The organism is Dolichospermum sp. DET69 (genome assembly GCA_017355425.1).
Lineage (GTDB): Bacteria > Cyanobacteriota > Cyanobacteriia > Cyanobacteriales > Nostocaceae > Dolichospermum.
In genome coordinates this window covers 4,824,289-4,847,924 of sequence record CP070233.1, presented here as the reverse complement: position 1 = coordinate 4,847,924, position 23,636 = coordinate 4,824,289, and the positions used below count along the sequence as shown (strand labels likewise).

At 35.8% G+C, this 23,636-nt stretch carries 27 protein-coding genes and 1 pseudogene; 6 read left to right on the top strand and 22 right to left on the bottom strand.

What is annotated here, in order from left to right; all coding sequences use genetic code 11:
- Window positions 1-230: 230 nt before the first annotated feature.
- The 11 genes from EZY12_22205 to EZY12_22155 all read right to left on the bottom strand — a co-directional run bounded on the left by EZY12_22205 (window position 231) and on the right by EZY12_22155 (window position 7,921).
- Window positions 231-782, bottom strand: coding sequence for a hypothetical protein (locus tag EZY12_22205; GenBank protein ID QSX67392.1), 552 nt, complete (start codon window positions 780-782; stop codon window positions 231-233).
- Window positions 783-811: 29 nt separating this feature from the next.
- On the bottom strand, window positions 812-1,351 hold the full coding sequence (locus EZY12_22200) for a restriction endonuclease (GenBank protein QSX67391.1): 540 nt from the start codon (window positions 1,349-1,351) through the stop codon (window positions 812-814).
- Window positions 1,352-1,680: 329 nt separating this feature from the next.
- Window positions 1,681-2,274 carry a Uma2 family endonuclease gene (locus EZY12_22195; GenBank protein QSX67390.1) on the bottom strand — a complete coding sequence of 198 codons (594 nt, stop codon included), beginning with the start codon at window positions 2,272-2,274 and terminating at the stop codon, window positions 1,681-1,683.
- A gap of 505 nt (window positions 2,275-2,779) precedes the next feature.
- Window positions 2,780-2,998: a YgiT-type zinc finger protein gene (locus EZY12_22190; protein QSX67389.1), complete on the bottom strand. Its 219-nt coding sequence runs from the start codon at window positions 2,996-2,998 to the stop codon at window positions 2,780-2,782.
- A gap of 1 nt (window position 2,999) precedes the next feature.
- Window positions 3,000-3,320, bottom strand: a complete 321-nt coding sequence (locus EZY12_22185; protein QSX67388.1) for a DUF4258 domain-containing protein — start codon at window positions 3,318-3,320, stop codon at window positions 3,000-3,002.
- 428 nt (window positions 3,321-3,748) lie between these two features.
- Window positions 3,749-4,921, bottom strand: a complete 1,173-nt coding sequence (locus EZY12_22180; GenBank protein QSX67387.1) for a hypothetical protein — start codon at window positions 4,919-4,921, stop codon at window positions 3,749-3,751.
- A gap of 22 nt (window positions 4,922-4,943) precedes the next feature.
- On the bottom strand, window positions 4,944-6,140 hold the full coding sequence (locus tag EZY12_22175; protein QSX67386.1) for a hypothetical protein: 1,197 nt from the start codon (window positions 6,138-6,140) through the stop codon (window positions 4,944-4,946).
- A gap of 411 nt (window positions 6,141-6,551) precedes the next feature.
- Complete coding sequence (locus tag EZY12_22170; GenBank protein QSX67385.1) at window positions 6,552-6,812, bottom strand: type II toxin-antitoxin system RelE/ParE family toxin; 261 nt, start codon at window positions 6,810-6,812, stop codon at window positions 6,552-6,554.
- The gene (locus EZY12_22165) at window positions 6,809-7,027 is read right to left on the bottom strand and encodes a hypothetical protein (GenBank protein QSX67384.1); all 219 of its coding nucleotides are present in this window, start codon (window positions 7,025-7,027) and stop codon (window positions 6,809-6,811) included. The genes EZY12_22170 and EZY12_22165 overlap by 4 nt, the downstream gene beginning before the upstream one ends.
- Window positions 7,028-7,328: 301 nt before the next feature.
- Complete coding sequence (locus tag EZY12_22160; protein QSX70782.1) at window positions 7,329-7,652, bottom strand: type II toxin-antitoxin system RelE/ParE family toxin; 324 nt, start codon at window positions 7,650-7,652, stop codon at window positions 7,329-7,331.
- Window positions 7,653-7,657: 5 nt separating this feature from the next.
- Complete coding sequence (locus EZY12_22155) at window positions 7,658-7,921, bottom strand: type II toxin-antitoxin system ParD family antitoxin (protein QSX70781.1); 264 nt, start codon at window positions 7,919-7,921, stop codon at window positions 7,658-7,660.
- 246 nt (window positions 7,922-8,167) lie between these two features.
- Here EZY12_22155 and EZY12_22150 point away from each other — a divergent pair, with 246 nt between their 5' ends.
- Together EZY12_22150 and EZY12_22145 are read left to right on the top strand one after the other, a co-directional pair.
- Window positions 8,168-8,449 carry a hypothetical protein gene (locus EZY12_22150; GenBank protein QSX70780.1) on the top strand — a complete coding sequence of 94 codons (282 nt, stop codon included), beginning with the start codon at window positions 8,168-8,170 and terminating at the stop codon, window positions 8,447-8,449.
- Window positions 8,443-8,817 carry a type II toxin-antitoxin system PemK/MazF family toxin gene (locus tag EZY12_22145; GenBank protein ID QSX67383.1) on the top strand — a complete coding sequence of 125 codons (375 nt, stop codon included), beginning with the start codon at window positions 8,443-8,445 and terminating at the stop codon, window positions 8,815-8,817. The genes EZY12_22150 and EZY12_22145 overlap by 7 nt, the downstream gene beginning before the upstream one ends.
- Before the next feature lie 388 nt (window positions 8,818-9,205).
- On the opposite strand, the gene EZY12_22140 is transcribed toward EZY12_22145, so the two are convergent.
- The 7 genes from EZY12_22140 to EZY12_22110 all read right to left on the bottom strand — a co-directional run bounded on the left by EZY12_22140 (window position 9,206) and on the right by EZY12_22110 (window position 14,522).
- A complete protein-coding gene (locus EZY12_22140) occupies window positions 9,206-9,616 on the bottom strand; it encodes a PIN domain-containing protein (protein ID QSX67382.1) in 411 nt (136 codons plus the stop codon).
- Window positions 9,613-9,858 carry a hypothetical protein gene (locus EZY12_22135; protein ID QSX67381.1) on the bottom strand — a complete coding sequence of 82 codons (246 nt, stop codon included), beginning with the start codon at window positions 9,856-9,858 and terminating at the stop codon, window positions 9,613-9,615. Before EZY12_22135 ends, EZY12_22140 begins: the two co-directional genes overlap by 4 nt.
- Before the next feature lie 472 nt (window positions 9,859-10,330).
- Complete coding sequence (locus EZY12_22130; GenBank protein ID QSX67380.1) at window positions 10,331-10,732, bottom strand: type II toxin-antitoxin system VapC family toxin; 402 nt, start codon at window positions 10,730-10,732, stop codon at window positions 10,331-10,333.
- Window positions 10,729-11,016: a hypothetical protein gene (locus EZY12_22125; GenBank protein QSX67379.1), complete on the bottom strand. Its 288-nt coding sequence runs from the start codon at window positions 11,014-11,016 to the stop codon at window positions 10,729-10,731. Before EZY12_22125 ends, EZY12_22130 begins: the two co-directional genes overlap by 4 nt.
- Before the next feature lie 1,461 nt (window positions 11,017-12,477).
- Window positions 12,478-13,071 carry a Uma2 family endonuclease gene (locus EZY12_22120; GenBank protein ID QSX67378.1) on the bottom strand — a complete coding sequence of 198 codons (594 nt, stop codon included), beginning with the start codon at window positions 13,069-13,071 and terminating at the stop codon, window positions 12,478-12,480.
- An 811-nt stretch (window positions 13,072-13,882) separates the two neighbouring features.
- Window positions 13,883-14,296 carry a PIN domain-containing protein gene (locus EZY12_22115; GenBank protein QSX67377.1) on the bottom strand — a complete coding sequence of 138 codons (414 nt, stop codon included), beginning with the start codon at window positions 14,294-14,296 and terminating at the stop codon, window positions 13,883-13,885.
- The gene (locus tag EZY12_22110) at window positions 14,286-14,522 is read right to left on the bottom strand and encodes a hypothetical protein (protein QSX67376.1); all 237 of its coding nucleotides are present in this window, start codon (window positions 14,520-14,522) and stop codon (window positions 14,286-14,288) included. Before EZY12_22110 ends, EZY12_22115 begins: the two co-directional genes overlap by 11 nt.
- A gap of 607 nt (window positions 14,523-15,129) precedes the next feature.
- Here EZY12_22110 and EZY12_22105 point away from each other — a divergent pair.
- A complete protein-coding gene (locus tag EZY12_22105) occupies window positions 15,130-15,402 on the top strand; it encodes a hypothetical protein (protein ID QSX67375.1) in 273 nt (90 codons plus the stop codon).
- A 52-nt stretch (window positions 15,403-15,454) separates the two neighbouring features.
- On the opposite strand, the gene EZY12_22100 is transcribed toward EZY12_22105, so the two are convergent.
- The 3 genes and pseudogenes from EZY12_22100 to EZY12_22090 all read right to left on the bottom strand — a co-directional run bounded on the left by EZY12_22100 (window position 15,455) and on the right by EZY12_22090 (window position 17,861).
- Window positions 15,455-16,459, bottom strand: coding sequence for a protein rep (locus tag EZY12_22100; protein ID QSX70779.1), 1,005 nt, complete (start codon window positions 16,457-16,459; stop codon window positions 15,455-15,457).
- Between the two features lie 29 nt (window positions 16,460-16,488).
- On the bottom strand, window positions 16,489-17,412 hold the full coding sequence (locus EZY12_22095; protein QSX67374.1) for a hypothetical protein: 924 nt from the start codon (window positions 17,410-17,412) through the stop codon (window positions 16,489-16,491).
- 140 nt (window positions 17,413-17,552) lie between these two features.
- Window positions 17,553-17,861: pseudogene (locus tag EZY12_22090) on the bottom strand (phosphoketolase).
- A gap of 267 nt (window positions 17,862-18,128) precedes the next feature.
- Here EZY12_22090 and EZY12_22085 point away from each other — a divergent pair.
- Window positions 18,129-18,557, top strand: coding sequence for an Abi family protein (locus EZY12_22085; GenBank protein ID QSX67373.1), 429 nt, complete (start codon window positions 18,129-18,131; stop codon window positions 18,555-18,557).
- 293 nt (window positions 18,558-18,850) lie between these two features.
- Window positions 18,851-19,369, top strand: coding sequence for a hypothetical protein (locus tag EZY12_22080; GenBank protein QSX67372.1), 519 nt, complete (start codon window positions 18,851-18,853; stop codon window positions 19,367-19,369).
- Window positions 19,370-19,541: 172 nt separating this feature from the next.
- Here EZY12_22080 and EZY12_22075 read toward each other — a convergent pair whose 3' ends face one another.
- Complete coding sequence (locus EZY12_22075; GenBank protein ID QSX67371.1) at window positions 19,542-21,755, bottom strand: phosphoketolase; 2,214 nt, start codon at window positions 21,753-21,755, stop codon at window positions 19,542-19,544.
- A 475-nt stretch (window positions 21,756-22,230) separates the two neighbouring features.
- Between EZY12_22075 and EZY12_22070 the strand changes: the two genes are divergently transcribed.
- Entirely contained in the window at window positions 22,231-23,613 is a 1,383-nt protein-coding gene (locus EZY12_22070) for a cytochrome P450 (GenBank protein ID QSX67370.1), read from the top strand.
- Window positions 23,614-23,636: the final 23 nt, after the last annotated feature.

The window sequence follows — 23,636 nt, the reverse complement described above, 5'->3', positions numbered from 1 at the left end:
CTCTTATTTACACGAACTGCTTGCAGCAGCGCTTCGCTATCGCTCTAGTAATCCCTAGTAATAGTTGAGTGAGATAATGTAAACATATACAGGGTAAGCTTTTCAGGTGTGAACTGCAAGCAGTTCGCTGGTGATGGTTGGGTGAGATGATGTGAACAGATACAGGGTTTTCGTTTTCGGGTTGTAATAACTGCGTTATTAGGTGAATAGAAATTCTATATCCAGTTAGATTAATTAATAGCAACAGAAGACTCAATAATTGATGACAAGAAACCTTTGATTTCTTGTATTAATGGATGTTGTTGCAATATCTTAATTTCTTCATCATTTAGATTTCCAAGTATTTTGTCATTGAGAGATTGTTTATTATCTAAGACTGTCTCTAAAAATTCTTTAGGTTTGCTTTGAGCTAATTGCCATTCTAAATCATTAAATTGACGTTTTGCTATTTTTTCAATTAATGATTTATCTTGTAAAAATACGGATTCTATTTCGGGAACTGCTAGAGAAACTTGAAAAGGAATACCAGATGATGCTTGACTTAATACATAATTAATTAAATCTTTCTTTTCAAATATTTGCGATTCGTTATTTGTATCTGCATCTATGACAAGAGCAACTGGTGTTTTTCTAGTAGCAAGTAATGAAGTAGCTAAAGAACGCGCTCGGTAAGAACTTCCACCAGCAATAAATTGAATATCTTGAGTTAATTTTTTTGGTAATAATTTCTGTAGAATTTCTATGTCCTTATCACTTTCTGTGAGAATGTATGCTAGTTTCATGAAAAACCTCCTTTACAATGCTGTAATTATTAGATTATAATGTCGTAATTTGGGATACCTTTATGAACACAAACACGATATTTTTTGACGAGAAATTTACATATAGATTTATTTTTTAATGAATATTCAATTTCTTCTCCTCCCCACAATAGAATGGTTTGAGGTGCTACAAATCCAGTTAATGTTACTGTAGCTTCTGTAAATCCACTGCGACTAAACACACTACCAATAGCTGTTGCTGGTCTTCGCAATAATTGATTTCTGAGTTTGGCTATGGGTTCAATATTAACTTCCTCGCTGGTATCTTTACATTCTATCAGACAAGCTAGGCTATCTGCATAGACTACGCCATCAATTTGTTCTACTATTTTACCTTGAATTTTAACGGTTTCTGGCCAAGCTATATCAGCACCATCAAGTTGAAATGCACGTAATACCAAATATTCTAATGCTTTACCTGCATCCCAAAAATTTGAGGTCTTTTTTGTTTTAATTTCTGACCATAATTTGATTAAATCATCCCAGTTATAAGTGGTAATTTTTGCTTGATATTCTGCATCTGTGGTCATGATTATATTTCAAGTGTATTAATTTGTTGACGATTTAATATTATACTACTAGCACGTAAGCTATTTATTCTAGAATTTGATTTAGTTCTGGTAATAATTCTCAGGTGAGGTGAATGTTTCCAGGTGTATCTGTGATGGTTCTATTGTCTTCTCTTATTTACACGATAGCAGGGAACTGCTTGCAGCAGCGCTTCGCTATCGCTCTAGCAATCCCTAGTAATGGTTGAGTGAGATAATGTAAACAGATACAGGGTTTTTGGATTGTAATAAGTTCATTATTAATGATGGGTATTGTTGGATTTACTTATGTCAAACCAACCTACAAACTACTACTTTTTAATACCTTTAATAAATGCTGTTCTTGCATCAATAATAGAAGGCATCAAAACACAACTTATCAATAAATCTATATCTAAATCTGGCAATAATTCACTTTGGTTAATTTGCTCATAGTTATCATTTTTGAGATGATATAGAGACAATTGATTATTTTCCCAAAACCAGACTTCGGTAATATTAAATCGTTTATATTTTTCTAGTTTGTCAATACTGCCACTGGTAATATTAACTTCAATTGCTAAATCTGGATTTTCCTTTTTTTCTCCGATGTAATAAGATTCATCGGGTTCAAATGAAGCACTTTTTTCTTTTGCGCGACGAGTAGCACTACCTACTGGAATAAAGTTTATACCTTTTTCAAAAAAGTATAATGCTAAGAATATAGCAATTACACTTCTAATAGTTTCGTGTTGTTCACCAAGTGTCATAAATTCGATGCACCCATCAAGATAAGTTATCCGCAAACGTCCTGGATCTGCGGTTAAGGTTTCTATTGTTTCAAATTCTTCCCAAGTGTAATAACTAGGTAGAAGAAATCGCTGTTCGGAAATTGTGGTGGTTTTGTCTAAGGTTTGGATAGTCATAGTAATTTTATGGTTATGACTTTAATCTTGATTATAACTCATGGTCGGGTGATAATTCTCAGGTGAGGTGAATCTTTCGGTGGTGTATCTGTCATGGTTCTATTATCTTCTCTTATTTACATGATAGCAGCGAACTGCTTGCAGCAGCGCTAGTTCCCTCCGGGACGCTCTCGCGAACGCTATCGCTCTATTAATCCCTAGTAATGGTTGAGTGAGATAACGTAAACAGATACAGAGTAAGGTTTTCAGGCTGCGAACTGCTTGCAGCAGCGCTTCGCTATCGCCCCATTAATCCCTTGTAATGGTTGAGTGAGATAATGTAAACAAATACAGGGTAAGGTTTTCAGATGCGAACTGCTTGCAGCAGCGCTTCGCTATCGCCCCAGTAATCGCTAGTAATGCTTGAGTGAGATCATGTGAACAGATACAGTGTTTTTTGGTTGTAATTGTAGTGTTATTAATAGTGGGTATTGTTGGGTTTTATTGCGTCAACCCAACATACTAACTAAGGTGATGATGAACTTACTAAATCGGCTGTTTCTCGATCTAAAACGGTAAGGGCTTCTTGAATTAATTCGACTTCATGAGTTTCAAAAAGTGATTCACCACATTGATCACAAACCCATGCTGGAATTGCATCCCAAGAAATATGATAGCCTTTTCTATCAATGGTAAATGGGGCTGTTTCTCGGTGCATTTGTCCTTTACAATATAAGCATTCCATTTTAAAGTCTCCTTGTGAAATCAGATGACCATTGTGTTGAATCAGGAATGTAAGCGGTGATAATTGCTAAATATTCGTCTTTGGGTGAACAAACTACGTGAATTGCTCGGTTATTTTGTCCAAAGCCTAATATCAAACAACTATGACCTCTTGTATCTTCAGGATAGTCTTCTATGACTTCTCCTGTCATCACAATTGACTGAATTTCTTTTGTTGTAATCATGCGTTCTGGACGTGATATTTGTCGAATGGTGTGAGGAAGAAATAGAAGGCGTTTGGCTGCGGCTTCTTTTATACGCTCATGAATGTTATCGAATGCCACATTAATTTTAAAATAAATTCCCCCTATCCCTATGGCATAATATTAAACTATCTATCAAATCTATGTTTGATTTAGTTTGGGTGATAATTCTGGTGAATATTTCGGTGGTGTATCTGTTATGCTTCTATCCTCTTCTCTTATTTACACGATCTGCTTGCAGCAGCGCTTCGCTATCGCCCTAAACATCCCTAGTAATGCTTGAGTGAGATAACGTAAACAGATACAGGGTAAGGTTTTCAGGTGCGAACCGCTTGCAGCAGCGCTTCGCTATCGCTCTACTAATCCCTAGTAATGGTTGGGTGAGATAATGTAAACAGATACAGGGTTTTTGGAGAGTTACTAAAATGGGCATAGATTTTGGATATATTGAGGAATATAACCCACAGATCAATAAATATAAAATTTAAAATTATTAATTTCTTAGTTGTTCATTTATAATCTAGGATTATTTTAATTACAATATTTTCAAATTCTTTATTAATTTCTCGAAGTTTTTCTTCTAAAGTCTTATCCGGGAGCTTTCTAAATTGATGAACAATCAAACATCTAACATCATATAAAGCACCACCCAAGTCCTGTTTTTTGTTACTATCATCTTTTTCATTGCTATCATCATCATTAAATAATTTAATTAATTCATTACAGGATGTAAGTAAATTTGGATTATTAATTTTTACATCATCATTGATTAATATGAATACTCTTTTCTTTTCTGTAGAAATATTGTCTATTTTCTCCTTAAGTTTACGTATGTTTTTATCTGCATTATTATTGAAGTTATTGATTTCATCTGAGATTTTTCTTTCAAAAACTATCTGTATCATGAGTTCAATGACTTGGTAAAGAAGATAAAATCTAACTAAATGATGTTCTTCTGTTTTCAATAAACTTTTAAAAATTCTATCAATATAAGGTTCTTTTTGTAAATATTGCGAATTTTGTTGAAGTATAAGTCTAGTCTTACCAGAAGATTCTAAATTAGCTCTATTTTTAATTTCTTTTAAATCTTCCGTTGGTTGACAGTTTTTAATTTCTTTTATATTTTCAGTTGGTTGACAGTAATAATAACTGTATGAATATAAAGAAGTGAGGTAATTATCTATATTAAAATTAGCTATTTTATGAATATTAGTTTTAAATAAAATTAATATGATAATATTATCTCCGTAAAAATCTGTTAATTTATAATCTTCTATTTGTTCAATAGAGGGAGTAAAATGACTATAATCTTCTTGATTAAGTAATAGTTTGTAAAACGCAACATAGGCATATTTTAAAAAATGCTCATTCTCTGCACATCCATGTTTATTAGATACAAGTGCTTGAATAGGAAATATCCAACCAATTCTCAAATCAGCTACTTTTTCATAAACTTGAAAAATATCATTTTCTCTATTTAATTCAAATGATTTCAATATAAATAATGAATAATCTTCAAGTTTATAATCCGTATGAGGAGTTAAAACATAATCAATATATATTTTAATACTATTTTGTACATCGAAAAGTTCAAAGTAAGTTTGCTCATTATTTATATTTGGTAAAACTTCTGTCAAAGAATATTTGATTTCGGAAAGTTCATTTTTTATTTCAAGTGGCATATACAAAAATTACTCATTTAATTTATAGTTCATTTAATCTATATTTTTTAAAACTAGATTCTATTGATTTATCTATTGATAAAAATGAATCACTTTCACTGTTAAATAGTTCTCTAAAGAAGTAGTAAAAATACATTCTTTGAGAATTACCAATTTTTCTAGCTGTTGTACTAATTTTATCTAATGTTAGAATTAACTCGTCAAGAAAACTTTGATCATTATTGCTAAGATGAATCTGGGTAATCTTCTGATTTATATCATCAAATGAATTAATCAGATGTTTATCTTTTAAAAATCCTACAGCAGCACCAAAACCCGTCATTAGTTGTGATTTAGTAAATATCTTATCTACGCTATCACCAAAAGGTTTACTTGATAATCGGATTTGCTCATCATTAAACTTCCAATCACATGACAATTCGCGTATTTTTTTAACAAATTCATTATATGTTACTAGATAACTTTTAAATAGATCCTTATTCTGATTTTCCTGCGCGAGATTTTCTAAACTTTTAATGATTTCAAGTAAGTCTCTTCTATCTAAACTAGCCTCATCTCTAAGAAGATAGGAAGTAAAGCCATCTATTACATCATTAAATCTATATTCAAATCTATATTCCCCAATTTCATGAGGACTTGCTTCATCAACTTCTTTAAGTAACTTGATTTCTGAAGAAATACTTTCATCAAGATAATCAGAATAAAGTATTTCTATTTGATGTCTAACAGACATAGGGGATTGACCAGTATTAAGTGTTAGCATTCTGTAAAGAATACCTATCTTCTTAATGCCTAAATAAATTTCAAATCTTAATTTATGATTATGAAATTTTTTTAGTACATCTATATTATTTTCAGAATGTAAATCTTGATCTACATCTATTAATAAGTGTGTTCTTTGTAGTCCATCAAGAATTATTAATTTATCTTTATGGCGATTTATATAATTTATAATTATATCCTCATCAGCATTATTAATATCTATATTTTCCTGGATGTCATTACTAAGAGCTAAAACTATAGGTGGTATAGTACACCCTGTTTTTATATCTTCTTTTAGTAGGTTATATATTGATGAATATGATTTTAATCTTTTCCTTTGTAAAGGATTGTTTTTACTAATAAAATTAGCTATTTCTAAATATTCATTAATAGAAATTTCCGTCAGAATATTGTGTGCGTTTATTCTGTTATCAAAGATTCGAGAAAGTATTTTCATAACAGTCAGATTCTATAGTAATCAATTCCGCAATTTTATCATAGTCTTAAATAATAACTCAAAGCAACACGATATGTAAAGAAAAATCAAGTAAGATTTTTTACGAGATATCCAACCGTGCGATCGCTCTAAACATCCTAGTAATGCTTGAGTGAGATAATGTAAACAGATACAGGGCAAAGTTTTCAGGTGCGAACTGCTTGCAGCAGCGCTTCGCTATCGCCCCATTAATCCCTAGTAATGGTTGAGTGAGATAATGTAAACAGATACAGGATAAGCTTTTCAGGTGCGACCGCCCTAAATATCCCTAGTAATGCTTAAGTGAGATAATGTAAACAGATACAGGGTTTTTGGGTTGTAATAAGTGCGTTTAATTCACTCTAACAAATAATTTAAAATCAAGTAAATGATTTAGTTGTAAATCTCTCTCCGATGTCCAACTCTATCAATAAAAATAATTCTTTCATCAGAGTCAAATTCATAAATAACTCGATAATCTCCAACTCTCAATTTAAAGAAACCTGATAAGTCAGCAGTTAGGGGTTGCGGTGTAATTTGGTCGAAATTTTCAGCTAACCAATTAATTTTATTAACTATTCTTTGACAAACCGATTTTGTCAATTTTTCTAGGTCTGCTAGTGCTTCTGGTTCATACTCAACTAGGTAATTCATCTGTTTTCTAAACCTAGTCTTTGCATTACTTCTGCTGTGGAAATACCTCTAGCACCTGTTTTTCTGCGTTTCTGAATGGTTAATAATTCTTGTTTGAAATTCTCTTTGATGGTTTGATTTGTCTCTGAGTCTGTTAGCAGTTCTTCTATGGTTTCTCTAACTGTTTCTCGAATCAGGGCTTTTAGTTGATCAATGGTAAGATTATTAACTTGCATACTGGTGATTTTGTGAAAAGGCTTGTTTACTAATTTTAGCCTATCGGTAGAAGGTTTGATTTAGTGCGGGTGATAATTTTCAAGTGAGGTGAATATTTCCAGGTGTATCTATCATGGTTCTATTATCTTCTCTTATTCACACGAACTGCTTGCAGCAGCGCTTCGCTATCGCCCCAGTAATCCCTAGTAATGGTTGAGTGAGATAATGTAAACAGATACAGGGTAGGGTTTTCGGGCTGCGATTTAGTGTTATTAATGGTGGGTTTTGTTGGGTTTTCTTGCGTCAACCCAACCTAATTACTCATATTTCTAAATCCTCATCTAATATTGTTACAATGTCTCTTGCACCATGAATAACTCGCAAAATATCAATTTCTGATTCAGTGATACGATAAAAAATTAGATATTTTCTCAATCCTTTAATTGATTGTTGTCGAATATCTGCTAAATTAGGATGGGGAAAATCTGTCAATTTCCCCATAGCTGGAGTTTTAGCTAATTGTTTAAATGTTGTTTCTGCTGCTATTAAAAAGCGGTCGGAAACGTCTAAACTGTCTTCTACTATGTAGGTGGCTAAATCTATCAAGTCGCGGATAACTTGAGGTCTTTTTTTAATTGCAAACATCATGGCTAAATTGCACTTTGACGTTTGTTAGTTTTTTCACAAACTGCTTGACGAATATCTTCCCAATCTTGTGCAGTCATTTCTGTTGCATTTCCTGAGTTTAATCCTTCTAAGAGCATTGTTTGTAGTCGCTCATTTGCTCTCTGTTTTTGGTCTTGTCGCACTAATTCCCGAAAATATTCACTAACGCTGCTGTAACCACCTTGCGCTACCTGTTCTTCTATATAATCGCGCATGGTGTCAGGTAAGGAAATATTCATACTTTTCAAAATGTGACTTCGCTGAATTTTCTTTTCTATAGTATGGCAGGTTTTGTCATTTTCTGCCATGACTGCGAACTGCTTGCAGCAGCGCTTCGCTATCGCTCTAGTAATCGCTAGTGATGGTTGGGTGAGATAATGTGAACAGATACAGGGTTTTTATAGACTAATCCATCATCATTTGATATGATGTAGAATAGTGATCGCATCATGATAAAAGCCATGTCACAAACTGGATTAAATCTATTCATTCCGATGGAGTTACTGATTAATTCCTTAAATGCGCTAAGTTTATCAGAAAAACGGCAGATTTCGCAGCTTCTTAATGAAGCTATTGCTGATGATGAGGAGGAAAATTTGCAAGAAGATGAAGAAACTAAAAAAGAAATTCAATTAGTCCGTGATGAATATGCGAATGGTAGTTATAGTAAATTTAGTAATATCAAAGAACAGTTGAAACAAGGAGCTATTAAAAGAGCAGAACGTGATTTAGGATTAGTTGAAGAGTGGTTTAATCTGGAAGAAGAAGCGTGTTAAGTAAAGGAAAAATTATCTATCCCCAACGTGGTGAAATCTACTTGGTTAATTTTGATCCAACTATAGGTTCAGAAATCAAAAAAACACGCCCAGCTTTAATTTTACAAAATGACGTTTCTAATCAATATAGTCCTATAACTATTGTTGCTGCTCTTACTTCTCAGTTTACAGAACCTTTATATCCTACTGAAGTGCTAATTAAAGTACCAGAAGGAGATTTACAGGTTGATTCTGTTGCACTTCTTAATCAAATTCGTTCTATTGATAAACAAAGATTAATTAAGCGGTTGGGTGTTCTGGAATCAGTCACAATGGAACAGGTAGATAGAGCAATTCAGATTAGTTTGGGTTTAGTGAATTTAATATAAATGAATATTTTTATGTGTATCTGTGATGGTTCTATTGTCTTCTCTTATTTACATGATAGCCGTAAGGATCGCCCCAGTAATCCCTAGTAATGGTTGAGTGAGATAATGTAAACAGATACAGGGTAAGATTTTCAGGTGCGAACTGCTTGCAGCAGCGCTTCGCTATCGCTCTATTAATCCCTAGTAATGGTTGAGTGAGATAACGTAAATAGATACAGGGTAAGGTTTTCAGGTGCGAACTGCTTGCAGCAGCGCTTCGCTATCGCTCTACTAATCCCCAGTAATGCTTGAGTGAGATAACGTAAACAGATACAGGGTTTTTGGGCTGTAATTTAGTGTTATTAATGGTGGTATTGTTGGGTTTCATTACGTCAACCTAACCTACTTTTCAAAGCATTTTCAATAACTCTTCTGGCAACATTGCTGGTATTGAAGACTGTACAAAATCGGCTTTATTTCGTGTTACTATTATTTCTAAACCTGTTGACATTGCTGCGGCACTTGTCACTGCATCTTCAAAATCTTTAATTGGACTTTTTAAAGCTTGATGAATTACTTCATCTGTAACGCTGGCAATTTGAATATGTTGTAATAAGTTTTCTATTAATTTACGTGCTGCTTCGCTACCAATTTGGCGGCGTAAAATATAGAAAATATTGGTGACAGCGTGTCCTGAAACAAAGCCTTGCACCTGTTTTTTCACGACTGTATTTAATGCTTGTGCTGAGGCAACAACAAACGGTTGACGCTGTGCTAAAATATCCAGCAAAACATCGCTGTCAAATAATATCTGTTTCAATTATATTTCTCCTCTAGGTAATTAACATAACTTTCTTCTGGATTTTCTGATTCTAAGCTAATTACACCTATTAGGCTTTGTGTCCAGGGGTCAAGTTCAGATAAGGTTTCTAGGGTGGGTTGAGGAGAAATAGAAGATAGGGTTTCTTGTTGAATTGATGCTAGTACGGTTTGCACAAGATTCCAGCGTTCTTTGATTGGTAATTTTAATACCTGTTCTTGCAATTGTTGTAATTGAATCATTACTTTGCTGTTAATTCTATCATTCACTATGTTAATTTACTTCGGGTGATAATTATCAGGTGAGGTTAATGTTTCGGTGGTGTATCTATGGTGGTTCTATTGTCTTCTCTTATTTACATGATAGCTGCGAACTGCTTGCAGCAGCGCTTCGCTATCGCCCCAGTAATCCCTAGTAATGGTAAGTGAGATAACGTAAACAGATACAGGGTAAGGTTTTCAGGTGCGAACTGCTTGCAGCAGCGCTTCGCTATCGCTCTATCAATCCCTAGTAATGCTTGAGTGAGATAACGTAAACAGATACAGGGTAAGGTTTTCAGGTGCGAACTGCTTGCAGCAGCGCTTCGCTATCGCTCTATTAATCCCTAATAATGCTTGAGTGAGATAACGTAAACAGATACAGGCTTTTTGGGTTGTAATAAGTGCGTTATTAATGATGGGTTATGTTACTGTTAATTCATGTTCAAGAACTTTTTTAAGGTGCAATCCAGTTGTCTAATTTTAGCTCGGAAATTCGGCTATAATGACGAGTGTTGTTAGTTACTAAAATATAGTTTCTAGTTATTGCAACACTAGCAATTAATAAATCGAAATCTGCTACTGGTTGTCCGGTTTTTCTAAGTTCTGCTTTTAATTCTCCAAACTTTTTGACAGCATTATTATCTAAATTGATAACTTCTATATCTTGAATGAATTTTTCTGCACGAGTTAAATTTTCTGCTACTTTTTGAGAATTATAAGCACCAAAATACAGTTCAGCAACGGTGATGTTGCAAATATAAATTTGCTCCCATCCTATTTGTTGAATTTTATCTCTGACGGAATTAATATTTTTAATCCAGTAAATGCAGGTGTCAGTATCTAATAAATAAGTCATAAGCTAATATCGTAATTAGAAATAGTACGGCTATCATAAATCTCTTTGACTATTTCTGCTGCTGTGCGTTCATCTTCCCAAGCACCATGTTTTTCTATAAATGTGTCTAGTGGATGTGGTTTTTGTTTTTGGGTAGATGAGACAGTTATCTCATTTTCTATGAGTTGATTTTCTGGTTTTGGATAACGTTTTTTAAGTAATTGAATAAAATCCAGTAGTAAGATTTGCGCTTCTTCTGTTAGGGTATCAATATCTTTAGATACTTCTGCAATTTTTATTACCATGATTAACTCCTCAATTGAGTAAATTTTTTCGGTATGATTCTATTATAAACTACGCCCTGGGTGATGGTTCTCAAGTGAGGTGAATCTTTCCAGGTGTATCTGTCATGGTTCTATTGTCTTCTCTTATTCACATGATAGCTTCGCTCGCCGGAGGCATCGCCCTAAACATCCCTAGTAATGGTTGAGTAAGATAATCTAAACAGATACAGGGCTTTTGGGGTGCGATCGCCCCAGTAATCCCTAGTAATGCTTGAGTGAGATAATGTAAACAGATACAGGGTAAGTTTTTTAGGTGCGAACTGCTTGCAGCAGCGCTTCGCTATCGCCCCAGTAATCCCTAGTAATGGTTGAGTGAGATAATGTGAACAGATACAGGGTAAGCTTTTCAGGTGCGAACTGCTTGCAGCAGCGCTTCGCTATCGCTCTAGTAATCCCTAGTAATGGTTGAGTGAGATAATGTGAACAAATACAGGGTTTTTGGACTGCGGATCGCTCCAGTAATCCCTAGTAATGATTGAGTGAGATAATGTAAACAGATACAGGGTAAGGTTTTCAACTGCGGATCGCCCCATTAATCCCTAGTAATGCTTGAGTGAGATAATGTGAACAGATACAGGCTTTTTGGGCTGCGAATCGCTCTACTAATCCCTAGTAATGGTTGAGTGAGATAATGTAAACAGATACAGGGCTTTTGGGGTGCGATCGCTCTACTAATCCCTAGTAATGGTTGAGTGAGATAACGTAAACAGATACAGGGTAAGGTTTTTAGGTGCGAACTGCTTGCAGCAGCGCTTCGCTATCGCCCTAAACATCCCTAGTAATGGTTGAGTGAGATAATGTAAACAGATACAGGGTAGGGTTTTCAGGTGCGAACTGCTTGCAGCAGCGCTTCGCTATCGCTCTAGTAATCCCTAGTAATGGTTGAGTGAGATAATGTAAACAGATACAGGGTAGGGTTTTCAACTGCGGATCGCTCTATTAATCCCTAGTAATAGTTGGGTGAGATAATGTAAACAGATACAGGGTAAGGTTTTCAGGTGCGAACTGCTTGCAGCAGCGCTTCGCTATCGCTCCAGTAATCCCTAGTAATGGTTGGGTGAGATAATGTGAACAGATACATGGTTTTTCAACTGCGGATCGCTCTACTAATCCCTAGTAATGCTTAAGTGAGATAATGTAAACAGATACATGGTAAGGTTTTCAGGTGCGAACTGCTTGCAGCAGCGCTTCGCTATCGCCCCAGTAATCGCTAGTGATGGTTGGGTGAGATAATGTGAACAGATACATGGTAAGGTTTTCAGGTGCGAACTGCTTGCAGCAGCGCTTCGCTATCGCCCCAGTAATCGCTAGTGATGGTTGGGTGAGATAATGTGAACAGATACAGGGTTTTTGGGTTGGAATTTAGTGTTATTAATGGTGGGTATTGTTGGGTTTCCTTGTGTTAACCCAAACAACAAACTACTACTTTTTAATACCTTTAATAAATGCTGTTCTTGCATCAATGATGGAAGGCATTAAAACACAATTCATCAATAAATATATATCTAAATATGGCAATAATTCACTTTTATTAATTTGCTCATAATTATCATTTTTAAGATGATATAAATACAATTGATTATTTTCCCAAAACCAGACTTCGGTAATATTAAACCTTTTATATTTTTCTAGTTTATCAATACTGCCACTGGTAATATTAATTTCAATTGCCAAATCTGGATTTTCCTTTTTTTCTCCGATGTAATAAGATTCATCAGGTTCAAAGGAAGCACTCTTTTCTTTTGCACGACGAGTAGCACTACCTACTGGAATCAGATTTATACCTATTTCACAGGAATATAATTCTAGTAAAAAACCAAGAATGGTTTTAATCATTTCATGTTGTTCACTCAGCGTCATAAATTCGATGCACCCATCAAGATAAGTTATCCGCAAACCTGCTGCGTCTGCGGTTAAGGTTTCTATTGTTTCAAATTCCTCCCAGGTGTAATGGCCAGGTAGAAGAAATTGCTGTTCGGAAATTGTGGTGGTTTTGTCTAAGGTTTGGATAGTCATAGTAATTTTATGGTTATGACTTTAATCTTGATTATAACTCATGGTCGGGTGATAATTCTCAGGTGAGGTGAATTTTTCCAGGTGTATCTGTCATGGTTCTATTATCTTCTCTTATTTACACGATCTGCTTGCAGCAGCGCTTCGCTATCGCCCCAGTAATCCCTAGTAATGGTTAAGTGAGATAATGTAAACAGATACAGGGTAAGGTTTTCAGGTGCGAACTGCTTGCAGCAGCGCTTCGCTATCGCTCTACTAATCCCTAGTAATGGTTGAGTAAGATAATGTGAACAGATACAGGGTTTTTGGGCTGCGAATCGCTCCACTAATCCCTAGTAATGGTTGAGTGAGATAATGTAAACAGATACAGGGTAAGGTTTTCAGGTGCGAACTGCTTGCAGCAGCGCTTCGCTATCGCTCTAGTAATCCCTCGTAATGGTTGAGTGAGATAATGTAAACAGATATAGGGTAGGGTTTTTGGGTGCGAACTGCTTGCAGCAGCGCTTCGCTATCGCTCCAGTAATCCCTAGTAATGGTTAAGTGAGATAATGTGAACAGATACAGGGTTTTTCAACTGCGGATCGCCCCAGTAATCCCTAGTAATGGTTGAGTGAGATAATGTAAACATATACAGGGTAAGGTTTTCAGGTGCGAACTGCTTGCAGCAGCGCTTCGCTATCGCTCTAGTAATCCCTAGTAATGGTTGGCTGAGATAATGTGAACAGATACAGGTTTTTTGGGTTATAATTTAGTGTTATTAATGGTGGGTTATATTGTTGTTAAGCCACCCTACAGGAATTAAAAAGATATGAAATTAAACAAATGGATTGATAATTCTTACCTTATTCTCTATTAGTTGATTATGTTGCATATCTTCTGAGTAAATGATGGAACATTCACTTAATAAAGCTGTAGCTATAATCAAACTATCCCAATAAGAGTAATTATATTTCGCATTGATTTCCAATGCTTGTATAACTTCTGTTGTGTTGATTGCCTGAATCGGAAAAGTATTCACTATATCTGATATGATTGTAATTGCATCTGTTTTTGATGTGAATTTTTTTCTAGTTAAAACATGAAATAATTCTCCTAAAACCTGGGTGCTAACTAACAGAGATGAAGAATTATTTTTGATGATTTCTGCAACTTGCTGGGATTTTTCTAGCGGATTTTTAGCATAGAGATAAATCCAGAGGTTACTATCAAGAAAAATTTTATCTATCATAAATTTCTTCTCGATTAAATTTGTAGTCTGAGGGAACTGGGAAGGAGTAGTTATTAACTCGCGCTAAGAATTGCTGTATTTTCGATTCTTGAGAATCTATTGGTTGTTTAGATTCGCTGGGTTCGAGAATCATAATTTGTATGGTTTTACCTTCTAATTCGGAACTTAGTTTTTCATTCAAAATAAGTTCACCGTTGGTACAGGTTGCTTGGATAATTTGCAGCATTATGAATAACCTTAAATCCTATATAAAATTTTTCGGTATGATCCTATTATAAACTACGCACCGATAATTCTCAGGTGAGGTGAATATTTACATGATCGCTCCACTAATCCAGTAATGGTTGAGTGAGATAATGTAAACACATACAGGGTAAGGTTTTTAGGTGCGAACTGCTTGCAGCAGCGCTTCGCTATCGCCCCATTAATCCCTAGTAATGGTTGAGTGAGATAACGTAAACAGATACAGCGTAAGGTTTTCAGGTGCGAACTGCTTGCAGCAGCGCTTCGCTATCGCTCTACTAATCCCTAGTAATGCTTGACTGAGATAATGTAAACAGATACAGGGTTTTTTGATTCTTTGGAAGATATTTATTAGTTTCAAGTGAAGGCTATTTTAAACTCTCATTTACTACAACACTATGTAATTGAGAGTTTTTTACTTTGTCATTAATCTCAATCCGAAAGACAAATATGTTTTTATGTGCGCTACGCGCAAATTTGTTTCTTGGATATTCTTTGTTTTCTTATTAATCTACACAGGCTAACGCCTGATTTGTGGTGAAGGAAAGTATTCTAGTTTCAAAATCATCTATTTCATTTGAGGTGTTTCAATGATTATTGAGTTTTCTATTTTCACCCGTTATCCCAAGTTTGAGGGTATTCCTGTTGGCAGACTTTATGTTTCTCACTCTTTCCTTACACATCCTCTTTTTCTTTCTTGGCTTCCTTTATTTCATGTTATTGGTGAACATTCCTATATGCACGGTATATGTATCTGGTTTATTGCACCTGTTTCTTTGTATTCTTCCCTTGCTTCCCAATATCTTAATCCCTGGTTTGCTTCCTATACCCTCTCTATTTTGAAGAAACTCTACTCTATTTAAGGTTCTCAAACCCTAGTATTTACTTGATAGTGAGTGTCTTGACTAATCTTAGTTATCCCTCTATTATGTACTTACGTAATTTTCTATTCCATCCGAAATATAAACTATTATCCTTAACCTCATCTATCTCTTCACTGTCACCAATGAGGTCTTGATTTTTCTCCTCTAATTCTCGCATATAATGTCTGAGAACTCCCCCAACTGCGATCGCTCTAGTTTTGTGTAGTTGACGGGTTAACTCTAAAAACCATTCCCTATCAGCCACTAAATCAGCCTCTTTCACCTGATATTTCAGAATTTCAGGAATTAACACTTTTGGATCATGGTGTTTTTTAATCGCTCTCACATCAACTACTGGCTGATAATTAACCCTTAAACATTGCTGCCATAATGATACCCATTTAGCTTGAGAAATATAGCCATGACTGAAATATGAAGGCTGTACCATCGCTAAAAGGTGTATATGTGGGTGTGCTGATATTCCATCTTTACCTTTGGTGACTTCTATAGACTTTACCCAACCTTTAGCTGGCCATGCTTTCAACTCTGATAAACGTTTAAAAGCTTTGTTTATTTCATCTAAGGTTTCTCTGAGTTCTTCAATGTTGCAATTTCTTACCGTCAGAGTGATAAACAACCAACGGTATTTAGGGTAATCTGTGACAACTTGAGGGAGAATCTGATAAGCTTTTGCTTTCCACATCATAGAACGTCGCCACTGACAAACAGGACAGTGACGCACTCGACAAAATCGCGCATTAGTTAATTTTAATTTGAGAGTGTTTGCTGTTTCTTCTGGTACTAAGCGAAACTCTAGCCACTCAGAACAGCTTTGCAACCGCCAAGCATACGTATTAAAAGTATCATTATCTGATTTGGCGTAAAATTCAGCAATTTTATCAGCATTAACTCGATGCTTTTCCCAAGTGTTACCTATAGGATCAACATCTGTTAAATTTGGTGTATTTTGACTTTGCTGATTTTTTTCGGGAAAAGAAAAATTACAGCTTTTATCTGAGTTTGGAGTAGACACAAATTTACTGAATGGCTTTTTTATAAGTTTAGAAAATGCTTAATTTGAAGTTATTAAAGTATTCCACGTTCTTCCTTACGATATAAAAGTGCTGCAATTTGTGCAAGTGATTTTAACTTCACTGTGTGCCGACATTCAAAATGCGGACATCTTAGATGAAACATATCTAAAACTACATTTGAGTGGTTAGATTTATCTTTTTCTCTCACAATCATAGGTACATGGTGTATTGGACAAAGTATATCTCTATCTTCTTCTCCTAAATGTTGTCTAAGCCTAACAACTGTCTTTTGAATTAGTGGACGAGTAAAACTTTGACCAAGTTCGGTATTTGATAGCTGAAGTTCAATTATATTGGCTTTGTGGAGTAAACCAATATCTTGTGTTTGAAATTTTTGTGTAGCTCTACATTGACTACTATAATAACCAACACAAGACCAAAAAAAATCATTCAATAAAAATATACTACCATCTTTACGATCTTTATGCTGTAACATCATTGGTCTACCGCATACACATCGCTTTTCTAAGACAACTTGCCCCATCTGAAACTGAAGTAGATGAACCTTCTCATTATTCAAAAATGATGTTTCATAGGAATCAGGATTTTTTGCCTGTTCAATGATAACTTCCTGCGTTTTAGCCTTTTGCCACTGCTCAAACTTATCTTCACCTTGCTTTTTGAGTTCTTCTAATTTCTCTCTATCACTTAAATTGAGAGAACTATCACGCGCCCGCTTTTTCTCAATCTCTGTTTGTTCAATATTATTATTTTTGATATCATTTTCAACATTTTGAACATTGTAAAAATGCACATTAACAGAATTTGGATTTGATGCAGGCTGGTTTTCTACACCTCTCTCTCTTAAAGCTTCATCAACAAGTCTAGCAACATAATTTTTTGCTAGTTGATGAAGGGTGTTGATTCCCTTGAAAACAAAAGATCCAGATCCAAAAATTGCGTCGATAAATCCCATAGTCCTAATTTTTGAATAGATTATTGCCAGTGTATATTTTAATGTCTCAAAACAAAACCGCAAATATACGTAAGTCAACACAAAATCATCTGCGTTTATCTGCGTTTATCTGCGTTCATCTGCGTTAATCTGCGTTCTAATTAATGCACCAACTCAATAGCCCGCTTAGTCAACGCCTCCGCAGTCAACCCATTAAAAGCCATCAACTCACCAGCACTAGCCGTAGTTTCCCCACGCTTCCAGGCAAAAGTATCACGCTTAGAATTACTGCGTAACATGATTGGTTCTAACATCGCCGCAGCGCCACCTGTCACACCAATTAAGGCATCTCCACCAAACAAATCCTCAAAATCCGCATCACTTAAAAAACCGCCATCAGCTTCAGAACAAGTATCCCAAGCAGTATCATGAGGATGTTAATCACTGCGGACTTAGTTTATCAAACTTAATTAAGGCTATTTAGGTTAAAAAAATTCTTACCTTGGGGTCGGGAACTCTAAATTGTGATAAAGCCTAATCTTCGCTGATTCACGTTTTGAAGGCCGAATCAAATTTTATGTTCCAAGGAGTACCCAAGGCTTACACCATATATAGTACAAATATTCCCCAGATTTGTCAAGTATCCAGAATAAATGTTTTCGGTTTGAATAACTCCAGCTATATTATACTGATCTATAATTAATTCTTATGAGATAATTAATACCCATATTTTTAATATGTCTGACTCTAGTACCTATGATAGTCTTTGCATAGTTTTTTCCGAAGCACGCCTTTCAAGATATTTAATTGCTACCAATCAAGATAAGCTAGAGGCATTAAAACTATATAAACTCAATATGAGATTATCCGAATCTCTATATTCCTTTTTATGTATATTTGAAATAACTTTAAGAAATAGAATTAGTAATGTACTTGCTCAAGAATTTGGAGATAATTGGTTTGAGGAAAAAGAAGGCAAGTGGTTAAATGGAAAAGCTTCAACCGAATGGCAAGCCAAAACTGGTAATACTCAACGAGCAAGACTATTAAAACAGATAGACAAAGCAAAAGAAGAAATTAACAAGCAGAATAAGAAAATTAACAATTCACAATATCAAAAGTTACTTACAAGAGCATCCGGTAAGCGTAAAGCTCAGTGTCTTTAGACCTGAGATATAAGCGAATCCTGCGGTAATAAAGCGCATAGAGTCTTTCTTTTCATGAAGATTTGTTGAGGTGCATGAAGTTTTGTCATCTTTGTTCTTAATGGTGTTATACTGTTCACAACAGGAATGGTAATCAACCTGTATAAAAACCTAACTGCCTAACCGCAATCTGTACCTTGACAACTGAAGATATGGGGTTCTATTCCATAGTTCTAGTGACTGCCCTCCGAATAGGTAAAATCTTCATGGGAGCTAGACGACACAGAATTTAAACTCAATCAAAATTTGCAGTAATGCAACTACCTTCGGGCAGAGGGAAAGTTAACGCTTGGGGAGAGAACCACCTCTGGCTTAGATACCGCAAGGGTTCTAAGTTAAGTGGACTCGTTGAACCAAGAATCTCAGTGGCTAAAGCCAGTGAGAGTGTCAAATCAGATACTTTAACCCCAGAGCTAAATTTTGGTTTTTGGACAGAAATTATGGGTTCTGACTATGACAAAATTATATGGCTTATTGAGAAAAATCGTTATGTTAAGGAGGTTTTTCCAAATGCTCCTGCAAAACTCAATTTTGCACGCGATATAAAGCGAATACGGAAAATTATATATGATATAAAAGTTGTACGTAACCGTGTATTTCATCATGAACCTGTTTTCAATACTAGAAAATTGTCATTTAATGAATTACTAACAACCTACAAAGATGCTAAGGAATTACTAGGTTGGTTAAGTAGAGATGCTTTATGTTTTTTTGAAGGAAATAATCAATTTGAAAGCTTAGTAAATTTAATACCATCTAGTATGAAATTATAGCCATAATATATACTCAAAACAGCTTAGTTATTGGATTTAAGCGGGTAGGGGTTTAGCACTGCTAAACCCCTACAAATCTAGGTTTTTCGTGATTTTATAAAAGTCTATGTCCCAACCGTTTTGAGTATAATACCCCTCCCCAAGTAAAACCTAGATGGGGTACTATATTATATTAATGCACCAACTCAATAGCCCGCTTAGTCAACGCTTCCGCAGTCAAACCATTAAAAGCCATCAACTCACCCGCACTAGCCGTAGTTTCCCCACGCTTCCAGGCAAAAGTATCACGCTTAGAATTACTGCGTAACATGATTGGTTCTAACATCGCCGCAGCGCCACCTGTCACACCAATTAAGGCATCTCCACCAAACAAATCCTCAAAATCCGCATCACTTAAAAAACCGCCATCAGCTTCAGAACAAGTCTCCCAAGCAGTATCATGAGGACGATATAAACGACGAGGATTGATAATAGAAACAATCTTCACCCCAATACCTTCAGTTTCTAAAAATGCTGCCGCTTCAAAAGCAGGAATTAAAGTCATATCACCAATTACAGCCAATACAACAGTCTTCCCTCCTGCTATTTCATGTAATAAAATCGCGCCCTTTTCTAACCCTTCTTCCGTTTGTTTTAAAGTGGTTCTAATGGGCAAAGGAGACTTACTAGCAGTAATGACAATGCCCTTATTTTTTGTTTGCAAAGCCCAGTCATAACAGACTTGAATACTGTTAGCATCAGGGGGAAATAATGGGAAGACATTTCCGGTTCTCATCAAAGAAGCAAAATAAGCTTCAATTTCTGGTCTTTGGTGTGTCCAACCGTTGCGACCTTGTTCTAAGGCCCCCGCTGTAAATAATGTAATTGTTGAGGGTGTTTTGCGGCGTAATTCTGCCATTGCTTGGGTGACAGTTTGCCAAATTGGTAAACCATTGATAGCAAAAGATTCGTAGGAACACCACAAAGTTCTCGCCCCCATTAAGGATAAACCAGCGGCTAAACCTGCACAAGCATCTTCGCTCAAAGGTTCGTAAACTTGACCTCCTGGGGCTTGATTATATAAATCATCGGTAGTAGGATGATTGATTTTTAAAGCTTGGTTAATGTTAGCAATTCCTGATGCTTCGTTACCGTCAGCGTTGGTAACTAGGAAATTTTTATCTTTATTTCCGACTATTCCCACTAACCTACCCATTGCGGTTGTGGAAACTTGAGGAATTGGACCGACTTTATATTCTTCTAATGGTAATTCCCCTAAATCTGCTAAGGGTAATTCAAATTCTGTCACCACAGTTTTAGCTGCTGGACCTCCCCCCGCACGTTCGGCATTTGTCCGCACAATTTGCCATGCTGCTGCTGATAATGCCCGTTTTTGTAAAGCTGCGACGATATGGGGCGCGTCTAATGTATCTTTAGGATAGAGGTTGTGGGATTTTGCACCTAAAGCATGAACCCCAGCCCCTTTGAGTTGTTTGATAATAAATACTGTTAATTTTCCGCTCAGTGCAGAACGCGCAGCTTTATCCATTCCTACTAATACGGCTTTGGTAAATTCTAGGCGCTTCTCAAAAGAAAATGCGGTACTATCAACATAATCACCAGTTTGATTTTGGTCGTCAAAATCTTTGGCATTTACTAACACGAATTCCGCAAAACCGTTACCTTTCCAGAATGCAATCATCTCTTCGTTGGTTTTCAGAGATACCATGCTGTGGTGTTCTTGGCTGTAACCGTTCCACACTAATATGGGTAAGAAGTTGGTAACAGTGGGGTAAGCGGTGTTAAAATGCGCCATTGCACTCATGATATAGGGTTCACCCAGTCCCCCGTCTCCCAGGGTGAAGGGGAAGAGTTTATCACGGTGTAGGAGTGCAGCAGACATGGCGAAATGTTGCCCTTGTCCCAGGGGTCCAGCAGGGGCAAGAATACCGGGAATGAAGCCGGAAAGGTGTCCTAATAATCCATGCTTTTCTCGAAAGCGATCGCGCAATTGTTGTACTGTAGAAATGCCCATGTCTTCTAAGGAGCGGTCTAAGAACATGGCACTATAGAAACCAGGGGCGTGGTGTCCAACTTCGGTGATAATGTTTTTATGTCCCAGCATGACCAAAGCTGCATAAGCTTCTGCTTGGCTGGCAAAACCGCCGGGATGTCCAGAAGCCTTACTAGCGGCGACTTGTAGGGTTAAGTAGCGCAGGGCATCGGCAGCCAGTAATGTTTGATATACTGCATTTATATCGGTGGGATTTGCGATCGCTATTTTACCAGATTCTATAATCGGCGTTGCCCCATATTTTTCAAAATTTGGCAATGCTTCCCCAAAATATTGGATACCTTCACAAAAATTTGGAACTGCGGAAGTTGTCTTTGTCGTAATTGCTGTCATGCTGAGTACCTTAATAAAATCGGAAAAAACTCGAGATTCTCGTTTAACGTAACCAAAATTTTACATCTTTGAGGATCTAATAGTTAATTGCTTTTTCCCAATATCACCATAAGTAGGTTAAATAGTTACCCCCATAATTACTAATTTTTCGGTTATCCTGTCTTTGTTTGCAGAATATGGATTAAATGAACCACGAAGGAGCGAAGTACACGAAGGAAGAAGGAAGAGCTAATAAAATAAGCGTTAACATAGTTATCATTAGTAACTTGGAGACATTACCAATGATTTTTATCAGTGATACTAATGAATTAACCACCTATTAAAATGGTATTTCAATATTTTGATTAACCAGGTTATCAAAATCTGAAAATTGAGAATAAGTTGATGATTTTTTAGTTTTTTGTTTCGTGTCAAGTTCCAATTACCCTAAGAGGGTTTATAGTTGAAGTTGAGTTAGTTATAACAGGAGAAAATTATGCAACTACTACCAGGACCAAAAGTACCAGCTACTATTCAAGTGTTAAACTGGATTTTCAGACCTATGCCTTATATGGTAGAATGTGCCAAAACCTATGGTGATTTGTTTACTTTGAAATTACAAAGTAGTTTACCACCTCTGCTATTTGTACATTCTCCTGAAGCTATGCAGCAGATATTAAGTAATGATCATAAAGAGTTGGAAGCACCAGGAGATTTGAACAGTATTTTTGAATATTTACTGGGCAAGAATTCTGTCATTAGTCTGAGTGGGAAAGAACATCAACGGCAACGGCAATTAATTATGCCCCCTTTTCATGGGGAAAGAATGCGAACTTATGCAGAAATAATTGAAAATATCACCATAAAAACTATCAATAAACAACCAAAAAATCAACCTTTTAATATCAGAAATGTTTCTCAAGAGATTACACTTGGGGTAATGATGGAAGCTGTTTTTGGTATTTATGAAGGAGAACGCCCTGAAAAACTTAAACAGTTACTTTGTGAAATTATCGAACAAAGTAGTAGCAGATTGAGTGTTACTTTTCTGTATTTTCCTCAATTAAAGGAGATGTTTGGGATTTCAGAAATTTGGAAACAAAAAATGAAGAAGATGGAGGAATCTGACCAAATTATTTACCAAGAAATTCAAGAAAGAAGAGAAAATTTTGATCCTTCTCGAACAGATATCCTCACTCTACTTATGGCTGCTAGAGATGAAGAAGGTCAACCTATGACTGATGAAGAATTAAGAGATGAATTAATGACTTTATTAGTTGCAGGTCATGAAACTACAGCTACAGCGATTTCTTGGGCTTTTTACTGGATTCATAAACTCCCAGAAGTGCGAGAAAAACTATTAGCAGAATTGGATAGTTTGGGAGAAAATCCTGATTCTAATACCATCTTTAAATTACCATATTTAACTGCCATTTGTAATGAAACATTAAGAATTTATCCTGTAGGAATGTTGACTTTTCCCCGCAAAGTGAAAACACCTATTTCTGTTTGTGGTCATCAACTTGAACCAGGGACAATTATCATGGGTTCAATTTATTTAACTCATCAACGGGAAGATATTTATCCCCAACCCGAAAAATTTAACCCAGAACGCTTTTTAGAAAAACAATTTTCACCTTATGAATTTCTCCCATTTGGAGGTGGTGCAAGACGTTGTATAGGTTTAGCATTTGCCCAAATGGAAATGAAATTAATATTAGCTACAGTCATGAAAACATGGTCAATGCAATTAATTGATACTCAGGAAATTAAACCACAAAGACGGGGTTTAGTCACTGGTCCAAATGCTCCTATTAATCTAGTGATTGAGAATATTCGTCAACCAATATCTGTAAAATTAGAAACAGTGAAAGTTTAATCTAGTCAATGAAGATCCCCGAC

What these genes read in the sequence shown, in the direction of transcription:
- EZY12_22205 (QSX67392.1), bottom strand. Translation starts at nt 782, where the DNA reads ATGAAACTAGCATACATTCTCACAGAAAGTGATAAGGACATAGAAATT.
- EZY12_22200 (QSX67391.1), bottom strand. Translation starts at nt 1,351, where the DNA reads ATGACCACAGATGCAGAATATCAAGCAAAAATTACCACTTATAACTGG.
- EZY12_22195 (QSX67390.1), bottom strand. Translation starts at nt 2,274, where the DNA reads ATGACTATCCAAACCTTAGACAAAACCACCACAATTTCCGAACAGCGA.
- EZY12_22190 (QSX67389.1), bottom strand. Translation starts at nt 2,998, where the DNA reads ATGGAATGCTTATATTGTAAAGGACAAATGCACCGAGAAACAGCCCCA.
- EZY12_22180 (QSX67387.1), bottom strand. Translation starts at nt 4,921, where the DNA reads ATGCCACTTGAAATAAAAAATGAACTTTCCGAAATCAAATATTCTTTG.
- EZY12_22175 (QSX67386.1), bottom strand. Translation starts at nt 6,140, where the DNA reads ATGAAAATACTTTCTCGAATCTTTGATAACAGAATAAACGCACACAAT.
- EZY12_22170 (QSX67385.1), bottom strand. Translation starts at nt 6,812, where the DNA reads ATGAATTACCTAGTTGAGTATGAACCAGAAGCACTAGCAGACCTAGAA.
- EZY12_22165 (QSX67384.1), bottom strand. Translation starts at nt 7,027, where the DNA reads ATGCAAGTTAATAATCTTACCATTGATCAACTAAAAGCCCTGATTCGA.
- EZY12_22160 (QSX70782.1), bottom strand. Translation starts at nt 7,652, where the DNA reads ATGTTTGCAATTAAAAAAAGACCTCAAGTTATCCGCGACTTGATAGAT.
- EZY12_22150 (QSX70780.1), top strand. Translation starts at nt 8,168, where the DNA reads ATGGAGTTACTGATTAATTCCTTAAATGCGCTAAGTTTATCAGAAAAA.
- EZY12_22135 (QSX67381.1), bottom strand. Translation starts at nt 9,858, where the DNA reads ATGATTCAATTACAACAATTGCAAGAACAGGTATTAAAATTACCAATC.
- EZY12_22130 (QSX67380.1), bottom strand. Translation starts at nt 10,732, where the DNA reads ATGACTTATTTATTAGATACTGACACCTGCATTTACTGGATTAAAAAT.
- EZY12_22125 (QSX67379.1), bottom strand. Translation starts at nt 11,016, where the DNA reads ATGGTAATAAAAATTGCAGAAGTATCTAAAGATATTGATACCCTAACA.
- EZY12_22120 (QSX67378.1), bottom strand. Translation starts at nt 13,071, where the DNA reads ATGACTATCCAAACCTTAGACAAAACCACCACAATTTCCGAACAGCAA.
- EZY12_22115 (QSX67377.1), bottom strand. Translation starts at nt 14,296, where the DNA reads ATGATAGATAAAATTTTTCTTGATAGTAACCTCTGGATTTATCTCTAT.
- EZY12_22110 (QSX67376.1), bottom strand. Translation starts at nt 14,522, where the DNA reads ATGCTGCAAATTATCCAAGCAACCTGTACCAACGGTGAACTTATTTTG.
- EZY12_22105 (QSX67375.1), top strand. Translation starts at nt 15,130, where the DNA reads ATGATTATTGAGTTTTCTATTTTCACCCGTTATCCCAAGTTTGAGGGT.
- EZY12_22095 (QSX67374.1), bottom strand. Translation starts at nt 17,412, where the DNA reads ATGGGATTTATCGACGCAATTTTTGGATCTGGATCTTTTGTTTTCAAG.
- EZY12_22085 (QSX67373.1), top strand. Translation starts at nt 18,129, where the DNA reads ATGTCTGACTCTAGTACCTATGATAGTCTTTGCATAGTTTTTTCCGAA.
- EZY12_22080 (QSX67372.1), top strand. Translation starts at nt 18,851, where the DNA reads ATGCAACTACCTTCGGGCAGAGGGAAAGTTAACGCTTGGGGAGAGAAC.
- EZY12_22075 (QSX67371.1), bottom strand. Translation starts at nt 21,755, where the DNA reads ATGACAGCAATTACGACAAAGACAACTTCCGCAGTTCCAAATTTTTGT.
- EZY12_22070 (QSX67370.1), top strand. Translation starts at nt 22,231, where the DNA reads ATGCAACTACTACCAGGACCAAAAGTACCAGCTACTATTCAAGTGTTA.